The following is a 10,969-nucleotide window of genomic DNA, read 5'->3' as shown; positions in this document are numbered from 1 at the left end:
GAAATACCATATTTGCCATAGGCAAAATAAAATGGCGCGGGGTGGAGCAGCCCGGTAGCTCGTCAGGCTCATAACCTGAAGGCCGCAGGTTCAAATCCTGCCCCCGCAACCAAACAAATAGCCGCCTCCAGGGCGGCTTTTTGTTTGGTAACGGGTCGAGGGTATCAGGGGCCCGCAAGAAGGCATAGCCGACGAAGCGGGATAGAAAACTACAAATCCTGCCCCCGCAACCAAACTTTCCCAAATACACATACTCAATAGCCCGCCTCGTGCGGGCCTTTTGCGTTTGTGCTTACCCGTGGGTCGAGGCAGGCATCCGCCGGGCAGCAATTGGATCCGATACTTCAGTGACCTGCCACTGAACTTTCATCCAGCGGCGGTTAGAGCCTCGGCGGCTTTGAATACGCCAAATGGCGAGGTGTGAGCAACCGGCGGAAACGCGAAGCCTTCATCTTGCGCAGCGTTGGAGCCGGTTGCGGCGATGGTCCCGGCAAAGTTTGCCGGGGTTTTGTATCCGAGCGATGAGTGCGGCCGGAAATGGTTGTAATCGTCCGCCCATTCAGCAATGGGGCTTCGGGCATGATCGAGGCCGAAGAACAGGCTTTCGTTGAGCAACTCGTCGCGCATCCGACCGTTGAAACTCTCGACATAGCCATTCTGCATTGGCTTCCCCGGCGCGATGTAGTGCCACTCGACCTTGTGATCCTTCGACCAGGCAAGAATGGCATTCGAGGTGAATTCGGTGCCGTTGTCAGAGACAATCATGTCAGGCTTGCCGCGTCGTTCGATCAGCGTCGTCAGTTCCCGAGCAACACGGCGACCGGAGATCGACGTGTCGGGAATTGCCGCCAGGCATTCGCGCGTCACATCATCGACAATGTTGAGCACCCGAAAGCGTCTACCGCAGGCAAACTGATCATGCACGAAGTCCAGCGACCAGCGAGCATTGGCCTTCGCTTCAACCAGGATCGGCGCACGCGTGCCGACCGCACGCCGCCTGGCTTTCCGCTTGCGAACGGAAAGACCTTCCTCGCGATAGAGCCGGTAGATGCGATTGACCCCGGACGGCTCTCCGTCCCGCCGAAGCAGGACGAACAGCCGACGGTAGCCGAAACGCCGTCGCTCATTAGCGAGGTCACGCAGCTTCACTCGCAGATCAACCTCCGGCGGTCGGCTTGACCGGTAACGGATCGTCTTGCGGTCAGCGGATATGATCTGGCAGGCCCGCCGCTCCGAAAGACCCATGACGGCCTTCAGATGCGTGACAGCGTCACGCAGGGCGGCAGGCCCTACCATTTTTTTGCAAGAAGCTCGCGGAGCGCGGCTGCATCAAGCATCTGTTCGGCCAGCAGCTTCTTCAGCCTGGTATTCTCGTCCTCAAGCGCCTTCAGCCGCTTCGCCTCGGAGACTTCCATACCGCCGTATTTGGCTTTCCAGTTATAAAACGTCGCTTCTGAAATCCCGTGCTTGCGGCAGAGGTCGGCCGCCTTCGCGCCAGCCTCCTGCTCTTTCAGCACTGCAATAATCTGCTCTTCCGTAAATCTCTGCTTCTTCATTCGTCCGTCCTTTAATGGGCCGGACCCTAATCCATCCTGGAGGAAATTCGCAGTGGCAGGTCACGCGATGCAGGTCTGTGCTTGATCAATGCCGCCGAGATACTTGGGGTTCGCGGCGTTTTGGTCCATGCGATTTCGGATGGCGCACGAGCCTTCAACGAAGTGGTGGCTTCCTGCCTTCCTCGTCTGACCCTGACGAAGGATCTGGAGGCGGCCTACTTTGAAAGGTGAGCTTCGTCCTCTCGACTTAGAAGTCGCTCCATCTCGAGCCGCTACTCGGCAATTTGAACAGGAACGTGGAAGCACAAACAAGTCGACCGGGCACTAACGGCGGGCTAGCCGAGGAGGGTGCTCCACGCCATGGCGATGCCGAATATGAGAATAACGCCCGCAAAAAGACGGTTGAGCACAGATTGATAGGGCCTGAGCCGTTGCACAAGGTTGCAGCCGAGGACGGCGCCGAACGCGCCTCCGGCGATGAAGACAGCGGCCAGCGGCCAGTCGACGAGACCTGAGATGGAATAGGTGGCAGCCGTCGTCGAACCGGATGCCACTATCGCGACTAAAGAGGTCGACACCGCATTGATCGTCGGCATTCCGGTCGAAAACACCAGGCCGGGGACGATCAGGAAACCACCGCCAATTCCGAAAAAGCCCGAGACGATGCCACTCCCACCACCGATCGCAAGAACCTTCGTGGTGTTCCGACGTTCGAAGACGCAGGTATTTTCGCTGGCGATGCTTATTCGACGCAGCATCGAGATGGCGATGGCGATCATCAGCCCTGAGAAATACAACAGTAGATGGTTGCCATCGAGCACCTTTCCGATTGATGCGCCGAGCAGCGCCCCAACCATCCCGGTCGCGCAGTAAAGTCCCGCATACCCCCATATCACCGTTCCTCGGCGCGCGTGCATGAGCAGACTGATCAACGCGTTCGCGGCAACGGCAACGGCGCTTGTGGCAATGGCGGAATGAGCGTCGGTCAGCCCCACGGCATGAACAAGAAGCGGGACTGCAAGAATGGAGCCGCCACCGCCCAAAAGGGCGAGGGTGAAGCCAACCAAAGCGCCGCTGAGGGTCCCCATGCCATACTGAAAAAGATCTAGCGCCATTTTTCTGGGTCCTGCTTGAGCATGGAATGTTCAGTCCTTCAACTCAGCGGACGAGGTGCCGTATCGCCAATCGGCAATTGGATTGTTCAGGACCAGACGGAACCTTGAAAGGCGCCCATCGGGACCTTGAGATAGCGAAGGCCGTTCCCTTCGGGTTCCGGTAGCCGGCCGCCGTTGATGTTGACCTGCAGCGCGTGAAGTATGAGCTTCGGCATCGGCAGCGTCCGGTCACGTGCCTCCCGCAGAGCGACGAACTCGTCGGCGCAAGCACAAGGCGCAACGTGTATGTTTTCCGCTCTCTGACGCTCCACCGTGCTTTCCCAGAGCGGTCGCCGGCCGCCGGACTGATAATCGTGCCCCACGAAGACGCGCGTATTGCTGGGTAACGTCAGGATGTTCTGAATGCTCGACCAGAGGGACCTTGCGCTCCCGCCGGGAAAATCCGCCCGGGCAGTGCCGCCGTCCGGCATGAAGACAGTGTCATGAACGAACACGGCGTCGCCCGCCGTGTAAGTGATCGACGCAAGGGTGTGGCCCGGCGAATACATGACGCCGACCTCGATGCTCCCAATGGAAAAGGTGTCTCCATCGAAGACGAGCCGATCCCACTGTTTGCCGTCGACGGGAAGATCTGGCCAGTTGTAGATCTTCGACCAGATTCTCTGAACATCCGTGACGCGGCTCCCAATGGCCGTTGGCGCGCCGGTGCGCTCCCTCAGATAGGCGGCCGCCGAAAGGTGATCGGCATGAGGATGAGTGTCGAGGATCCAGTGCAGGCGCAGGTCCTGACCCTGAATGTGGTCCAACAGCATCTCGGCGTTGTGCGTCGTGGTCGATCCTGACTTCTCATCGAAATCGAGCACCGGATCGATGATCGCGCAGGCCTTAGTCCGTGGATCGCTGACCACGTATTGGATCGAGAAAGTACGCGGGTCGAAGAAGGCGGCGACGTCGGGTCTACGCACAGATCGCCTCCTGTCGAACAGACGCAACTGGTGAGAAGATCGCGCGTGCCGGATCGAAGGTGTAGAGCGCGACATACGCCGCTGCATCCCGCGCGAGCTGCGCAACCGAATCCAGAATGAAGGAAACCTTTTCGTCCGACGCCAGGACGCTCAGATTGAGCCGCGTAAATCCAGGTTTCTCGATCTCGTTGCCGGCCAAGATCGCTTGGCGCATGCGCTGCGACGTCCGGCTGTCGATCGAAAGCAACCGATGCACGTAGGGACCAGCGCAGGCGCAGCCGCCACGGGCCTGAATGCCAAACCGGTCGCTGAGCATGCGGGTGACCAATTGCTGGTGGATGTAGCCGCCCTTGCCATCGCGCACCCGAAACGAAAAGATCGGCAGGCGTGGGATCGAGGTGGAGCCTAGCAGTTCGATCTCCGGAACGTCCTTCCACGCGGCGAAGGCGCGCCGCGTGTACTCGTCGTTCAGGCGCTTGATTTCATCGAGCCCAATCGCATCCTTGACGAGGAAGGCGAGTGCCGCCCGGATGTCGCCGATGACGTTGGGCGTTCCCGCTTCCTCCCGAGACTCCAGGCTGTCGCTGTAATCGTGACCCGTGGGTGAAACGAATTTGACCGTTCCGCCACCGGGCCAGCATGGCTTGCTCGTCACCACCGCGTCGTGCCGCACGACCAATACGCCGGAAGCCCCTGGGCCGCCCAGGAACTTGTGAGGAGACACTACGATGGCATCTATTTCGGCACCGATCTCGGGCGTCATTGCAATCGGCACGTATGGTCCGGCCCCCGCGTAGTCCCAGACGACTTTGGCACCTGTGGCCTTTGCAACCTTCGTGAGCGACGCGACGTCTGTCAGGATGCCAGTAACGTTCGATGCGGCAGAGAACGAGCAAATGGTCAAATCTGCAGGGGCGTTCTCAAGGGCCCTCTGCAACATGACGGGATCGGGACCACCATCGTTGCCCTCAGCAATTTCGATGACCTCCGCTCCGCTCTCGCGCCACGGCAGGATGTTCGAGTGGTGTTCATATGGGCCAAGGACGACGCGGGCGCTTTTGCCGGCCGCGATCGCATCAGTGACGCCCAGCAGGTTCACCAGCCGGTTGAGACCCGCCGTCGCGCCCGACCCGGCAAAGATGACGGCATGCTGTCGATCGGCTCCGCAGAGCTCTCCAATGACTGAGCGTGCTTCCCGTCGAAGGCGGGTCATCATTCCTCCGCAGTAGGACGCCTCGGTATGGCTGTTCGCGTAGTAGGGAAGGACTTCCTCGAGGATGAATTCTTCGATCTGTCTGAGCGCACGTCCCGAAGCGACGTAGTCGGCATAGACGAGCTCCTTGGGGCCGAAGGGGCCGTCAACCTTCGCCGTTGAGCCTATCAGCCCCGCCCTGAACCTGCCGATGGGGTCGTCTTGATTGAGGTCGCTCTTGAACCTGCCGAGAACGGTGAAGAGATCTTTTGATGGATAGCGCGAAGCCCGTTCCTGCATTGTCATTCTCCACGAAGGATTTGACAACGATTCTAGTCTGCATCACGGTCGGGAACTTCACCAATTTTTCGGAAAAGCCGGGGCCAATTGGGTCATATGATCAATAACAATTTGAAAATTGACGAAATTGATCTGAGGATTCTGACGTGCATGCAGCGGGATTCTTCGCTTTCTCAACGTGATTTGGCCGAGCAGGTCGGACTGTCCCAGAACGCCTGCTGGCGCCGGCTTCAGCGCCTTTATGCGACAGGTATCATCAAAGGATCGCGCGCATCCATTGATTTCGAGGTGCTCGGTTTTGATCTGACGGTGATCGTCATGATCCGAACTCGTCATCATTCAAGGGAATGGTCGGAAGATTTTCGCAAGCACGTCGACAGGATGCCGGAAGTCGTCGATTTTTACCGAATAGGCGGCGACTGGGACTACTTGATCAAGGTCATCACCAGAGGAATGTCGGGCTATGACGCTTTCTACCAGAAGCTGATAACCAACTTCGATCTCGCGACGGTGACCGGCTATTTTTCGATGGAAGCAATCATAAGTAATCGCGCAGTGGACCTGATGCGCACGCGGTGACGCCTACGCCGCATCCGCGGTGCACCCTGAGCGGCGTGACATTCAAACTCAAGCATCGAGGCGACGGGTGCAATAAGATGATCCTCATCACTGATCCCCAGCCGACCGCCGAGATAGTGCCAGAACGACAGGCCGAGCTTGGCTGGTCTTCATCAGGCCGAGCATGCTGTCACGCGCCTGCCGCTTTCTCGCTAGCTCCGCTGCTTTAGCGGAGATCCTGCCGACCGCGGCGACAGGCATCTGCTCGGAAACCGCTGGCGACAGCGGCCGGCAACCTGCCTGTCGGCGTTCCGGATAGCCACGCCCGGCGGACGGCGGACGACACGGCCTGCGCGGTGCCAAGTGTCTGACTCCGTAGTCGTCTTAGCGCGGTTCACTGAGTTGGCACACTATTAACCACATGTTCACAATCACTGCAGGTTTCGAGCTCCGGTAAAACCCCGTTTACCTTCCAGCCAATAGTCTTCGTCGACTGGAGGTCCTGTATGTGCGGTGTGGCCGGCTATCTTGGATATGTTGCGGACGGAGCAGCTTTGCTCGCTGCCATGGCTGGTGCAATTGCCCACCGAGGGCCGGACAGCGAGGGTATCGATATTTTCCCGCAGGCAGGTCTGGCGCATAGAAGGCTCGCCATCGTCGACCTCGGAAACGGCCAGCAGCCGATGGCAAGCGAGAACGGCCGGTTCGTGATCTCTTTCAACGGCGAGATATTCAACCACGTCGAGCTGCGTCGCGACCTCGAAGCGCAAGGACATCGTTTCCGGACCTCTGCAGACACGGAAGTCATCCTGCATCTGTTCGAGCGTTACGGGGAGCGCTGCCTTTCCCTGCTCAATGGCGATTTCGCATTCGCCATATGGGATTCCCTCCGGGAGCGGATGTTCCTTGCCCGCGACAGGATGGGCGTTCGGCCGCTCTTTTACACGCGCCATCGCGGAGCCGTGTATTTTGCTTCCGAAGTCAAAGCGCTATTGAAGGTGCCAGGCCTACAAGCAATGCTCGACATCAAGGCTCTCGACCAGATTTTAACGCTCTGGGCGCCGATAGCCCCGCGAACCGCCTTCCAGAACATCTTCGAGTTGGAACCTGCAACATACGCGGTCATCGACCGGACCGGCGTGACGACCACGCCTTATTGGGAGCTCGAATTTCCCGATCACGGCGATTATCCGGGCGTTGCCGCCGAAGAGGAACTCGAGGATCTGCTGATGGATGCCGTCCGGCTGCGGCTCAGGGCCGACGTCCAGGTAGGCTGCTACCTCTCCGGTGGCCTCGATTCCTCCGTCATAGCGGCAATCGCCTCCAGGCTTGATACGCAGCCGTTGCGGACATTCGCGATCGCCTTCGAAAGCCGGGAACACGACGAAAGCTATTTCCAAAGCATCGTGGTCGACCACCTGCAGACGCACCATGTCCAAACTCTGATGACAAGCGGAGATATCGCCGCCGATTTTCCCGATGTTGTGCGGCATATGGAGCGGCCTGTCATCCGCTCGGCGCCGGCACCCCTCTACGCGCTCGCCCGGCTGGTGAGAAGTAACGGGATCAAGGCCGCCCTCACCGGCGAGGGCGCCGACGAGATTTTCGCGGGCTACGACCTTTTCAAGGAAGCAAAGGTGCGCCGCTTTTGCTCTAGACAGCCAGGCTCCAAGTTTCGGCCGTTGCTCTTCCGCAAGCTCTATCCCTATCTTGCGAACCTTGGCCGGCAGACACCGGAAAACTTGTCCGCCTTTTTCATGGCGGGTTCCGCAAATACCGGCGATCCGCTGTTTTCCCACCGGCCGCGGTTCAGGTCGACGTCATCGACGAAGTTGTTCTTCTCGCGAGACGTCCGCGGTGCGCTTGCCGGCTATGACGCGGCGGAGGAGATGGCGTCGCTGCTGCCTGTCGACTTCCGCCGCTGGCATCCGCTGAACCAGGCGCAATACCTCGAAACGCGGTTCCTCCTTCCCGGATACATCCTGTCCAGCCAGGGGGACCGGATGGCGATGGCGCACGGAATCGAAGGGCGTTTCCCCTTCCTCGACCACCGCCTGGTGGAGTTTGCGGCCCGTCTGCATCCGGAACAGAAGCTCAAGGGGCTCGACGAAAAGAGCATGCTGCGCCGCTTGGCCCGCAAGATGCTGCCCGAGGAGATTTCCCAGCGCCGCAAGCAACCCTATCGGGCGCCCGAGGCCGAAGCCTTCGTCGGCGGGGCGAAGCACGAATTCGTCGAGGCCGCCATGGGAGCGGAAAGCATCAAGCGGTTCGGGATATTCGATCCGGTGACGGTCGAGAAACTCCACAGAAAATCCGCGACAGGGGCGTCGTCCGGCTTCAGGGATAATGCCGCTTTCGTCGGGATACTTTCAACGCAGCTATGGCAGGAAACCTTTTCTGCTGGATCCTCCAGCCGTGCGGTCGCCTGACGAAACATCAAAAAAGGCAGCAGACATGTTCGACAATCCGCGTCCGACGATCAGGACCTTCATCATCGAGAACTTTCTCTTCGGCGACGAAAGCCCGATGCCGGAGGATGTCAGCTCGCTGATCGAAAACGAGATACTGGACTCCACTGGCGTGCTGGAACTGGTGGCGTTCATCGAGGATACCTTCGGTTTCACCATGGCCGATGACGAAATAGTGCCGGCAAATCTCGACTCAGTCGTGAAGATCGCGGATTTCGTGCTGTCGAAGACGTTACGCGCATCGGCGTGAGCGGAGACGGCCATGCGTTTCGAACGCTTCCTCGATGAAAGTGCCGAACGGTTCGCCTCGAAGACGGCGATCGTCGCGGAAACCGCACGGATGACTTACGGCGAACTGCAGGCCCGCTCGCAGCAGCTCGCCGCTGTCCTCTCCAAACGCGGCGTCCGCAGGGGAGACCGCGCGCTCGTCTTCATGGACAATTGCCCGGAAGCGGCGGTTTCCATCCTCGGCATCCTGAAAGCCGGCGGAGTCTTTTCTGTCATCAATTCATCGACCAAAGCGTCCAAGCTCGCCTACATCATCGCCGATTGCGAACCTGCGGCCATCTTGACGATCGGCCGCCTGCTTCCGGTCGTCCGCAACGCCCTTTCGGAGGCGGCCTCGGACCATGCGCCATTTGTGCTATCGACAGGTCTCGGCGCGGAAACGGCAACTGACCGGTTTGGTGCGTTCGAGGAGCGCAGCTTGGCGCCGTCCCAGCGGGTAGAGCATGGCGGGACCGCGGACGATCTGGCGATGCTCGTCTATACCTCGGGGTCCACAGGACGCCCCAAGGGCGTGATGATGACCCACCGCAATATAGATGCGGCATCGGCGTCCATCATCTCGTACCTCGAGAACACACCCGACGATGTCATCTTCAATGTCCTGCCCCTGGCATTCGATTACGGCCTTTATCAGCTGCTGATATCTGTGCGCCTCGGAGCGATGGTCGTTCTTGAAAAGTCCTTCGCATTCCCCGCCGCGATGTTCGACGTGATGCGGCGGGAAAAGGTCACCGGATTGCCGCTGGTGCCGACGATGGCCGCTGTCCTTTTGCAGATGCGCGATCTCGTGCCGGATTTCCTGCCGACGCTGCGATACATCACCAACACCGCAGCGGCCCTGCCCGTCGGGCACATCGACATGCTGCGGCGGCTGTTTCCCAGAGCGTCGCTGTATTCGATGTACGGACTGACGGAATGCAAGCGCTGCACGTATCTGCCGCCATCCGAGCTTGCGCGACGGCCGGATTCGGTCGGCATCGCCATTCCGGGCACAGAGGCCTTCGTCGTCGACGGAGACGGGCGGGTTGTCGCGCCGAACGTGACAGGGGAGCTGGTCATCCAGGGACACCATGTCATGCAGGGCTACTGGAAGGACGAAGCGGCGACGGCGCGAGCCTTGCGCCCGGGTCCCAATCCCGACCTGCCAGCACTCTATACGGGGGACCTCTTCCGAAGGGACGAAGCCGGTTTCCTCTATTTCGTCGCCCGGCGTGACGACATCATTAAGACGCGCGGAGAGAAGGTCGCTCCCAAGGAGGTCGAGGCCGTCCTTCACGCCCATCCTGCCGTCGTTGAGGCCGTGGTTACGGGAATATTCGACGGCGTTCTCGGCCAGGCCGTTTCGGCGATGGTGGTCTCGCGCGATGCGGCCGTCACGGCGAAAGAACTGATTCGCCACTGCCAACTGAACCTCGAGGAATTCATGGTGCCGAAATATCTGACCTTGGTGGAGAGCCTTCCAAAGACCGACACCGGCAAGGTCAGCCGCAAACGCGCCGGCGAGCTGCTGGAGAGTGCCCGTTGAGCGTCGCGATCACAGAGCTGAAGTCGCCCGAATCGATCCTTGATATCGACTGCGCCGCCGAAGCCGATCGGATCGCCGCGGCGATGCGCGGACAGTTGCGGACGATGAAGAAACGCGGTCTGGTCCTCGGACTGTCTGGTGGCATTGATTCCAGCGTCTGCGCGGCGCTCGCCGTCAGGGCGCTCGGCGCAAGGAACGTGCTTGCCCTTCTGATGCCGGAATGCGATTCGGAGAGCGACAGCGGCCGCCTCGGCCGTCTCGTCGCCGATCTTCTCGGGATCGGCTGCATCGAGGAGGACATCGCTCCTGCCCTGGCCGCCCTCGGCTGCTACGAGCGCCGCGACGGCTTCATTCGTCAGGTCGTGCCCCGCTACGGCGCCGGATGGCGCTCGAAGGTGGTGATCGCCGACCTCGCCTCGGACGAAGGATTTCGTCTCTCGTCTCTCGTTGTCGTAGATCCGGACGGGAACCGAGGCACACACCGTCTTCCCCTCTCCGTCTATCTGGGCATCGTGGCGGCGACCAGCATGAAGCAGCGGACGCGCAAGCAGATCGAATATTTCCACGCCGACCGCTTGAATTTCGCGGTGCTCGGCACCCCCAACCGGCTGGAATTCGACCAGGGTTTTTTCGTTAAAAACGGCGACGGCGCGGCCGATCTGAAGCCGATCGCCCATCTCTACAAGACCCAGGTCTACGCGCTCGCCGCCGCGCTCGGCCTACCCGACGAAATCCTCAGCCGCCCGCCGACCACCGATACCTATAGTCTGGCCCAGACCCAGGAGGAGTTCTACTTTTCCATGCCATACGCGCAGATGGACGTCTGCCTTTACGGCCTGAACAACGGGCTTTCCTCCGCAGACACTGCCGTTGCGGCTAAACTATCGAGTGAGCAGGTCCAGCGCGTTTGGCGGGATATTGCCTCGAAGCGCAAGTCGACGGCCTACCTGCACGCAAGGCCGCAACTGGCCGGGGACGTTTCCGAGGTGCTTTAAGTCTCAG

Annotated in this window: 9 protein-coding genes and 1 tRNA gene; 6 read left to right on the top strand and 4 right to left on the bottom strand. The window is 60.1% G+C overall.

What is annotated here, in order from left to right; all coding sequences use genetic code 11:
• Positions 1-35 precede the first annotated feature (35 nt).
• Positions 36-112: transfer RNA gene (locus tag HFO99_RS11785), tRNA-Met, on the top strand.
• A 254-nt stretch (positions 113-366) separates the two neighbouring features.
• On the opposite strand, the gene HFO99_RS11780 is transcribed toward HFO99_RS11785, so the two are convergent.
• The 4 genes from HFO99_RS11780 to HFO99_RS11765 all read right to left on the bottom strand — a co-directional run bounded on the left by HFO99_RS11780 (position 367) and on the right by HFO99_RS11765 (position 5,128).
• Positions 367-1,556 (bottom strand): IS3 family transposase gene (locus HFO99_RS11780; RefSeq protein ID WP_222361339.1). Its coding sequence is split into 2 segments (ribosomal slippage): positions 367-1,304 and positions 1,304-1,556, totalling 1,191 coding nucleotides; the frame shifts between segments, so codons are not numbered across the junction.
• A gap of 335 nt (positions 1,557-1,891) precedes the next feature.
• A complete protein-coding gene (locus HFO99_RS11775) occupies positions 1,892-2,671 on the bottom strand; it encodes a sulfite exporter TauE/SafE family protein (RefSeq protein ID WP_222361337.1) in 780 nt (259 codons plus the stop codon).
• Positions 2,672-2,757: 86 nt separating this feature from the next.
• Positions 2,758-3,636 (bottom strand): MBL fold metallo-hydrolase, encoded by an 879-nt coding sequence (locus HFO99_RS11770; protein ID WP_222361335.1) that lies wholly within the window; start codon positions 3,634-3,636, stop codon positions 2,758-2,760.
• Complete coding sequence (locus tag HFO99_RS11765; protein ID WP_222361333.1) at positions 3,629-5,128, bottom strand: aminotransferase class V-fold PLP-dependent enzyme; 1,500 nt, start codon at positions 5,126-5,128, stop codon at positions 3,629-3,631. Before HFO99_RS11765 ends, HFO99_RS11770 begins: the two co-directional genes overlap by 8 nt.
• Positions 5,129-5,224: 96 nt before the next feature.
• Between HFO99_RS11765 and HFO99_RS11760 the strand changes: the two genes are divergently transcribed.
• The 5 genes from HFO99_RS11760 to nadE all read left to right on the top strand — a co-directional run bounded on the left by HFO99_RS11760 (position 5,225) and on the right by nadE (position 10,962).
• Complete coding sequence (locus HFO99_RS11760; protein WP_222361331.1) at positions 5,225-5,707, top strand: Lrp/AsnC family transcriptional regulator; 483 nt, start codon at positions 5,225-5,227, stop codon at positions 5,705-5,707.
• 485 nt (positions 5,708-6,192) lie between these two features.
• On the top strand, positions 6,193-8,115 hold the full coding sequence (gene asnB / locus HFO99_RS11755; RefSeq protein ID WP_222361329.1) for an asparagine synthase (glutamine-hydrolyzing): 1,923 nt from the start codon (positions 6,193-6,195) through the stop codon (positions 8,113-8,115).
• A 25-nt stretch (positions 8,116-8,140) separates the two neighbouring features.
• On the top strand, positions 8,141-8,404 hold the full coding sequence (locus HFO99_RS11750; RefSeq protein WP_222251606.1) for an acyl carrier protein: 264 nt from the start codon (positions 8,141-8,143) through the stop codon (positions 8,402-8,404).
• A gap of 12 nt (positions 8,405-8,416) precedes the next feature.
• On the top strand, positions 8,417-9,967 hold the full coding sequence (locus HFO99_RS11745; protein WP_222331089.1) for a class I adenylate-forming enzyme family protein: 1,551 nt from the start codon (positions 8,417-8,419) through the stop codon (positions 9,965-9,967).
• Positions 9,964-10,962 (top strand): NAD(+) synthase, encoded by a 999-nt coding sequence (gene nadE / locus HFO99_RS11740; RefSeq protein ID WP_222361327.1) that lies wholly within the window; start codon positions 9,964-9,966, stop codon positions 10,960-10,962. The genes HFO99_RS11745 and nadE overlap by 4 nt, the downstream gene beginning before the upstream one ends.
• Positions 10,963-10,969: the final 7 nt, after the last annotated feature.

The sequence above is a fragment of the Rhizobium leguminosarum genome (assembly GCF_019798305.1).
Classification (GTDB): Bacteria; Pseudomonadota; Alphaproteobacteria; order Rhizobiales; family Rhizobiaceae; genus Rhizobium; species Rhizobium leguminosarum_U.
This window is presented reverse-complemented; position numbering and strand designations above follow the sequence as displayed.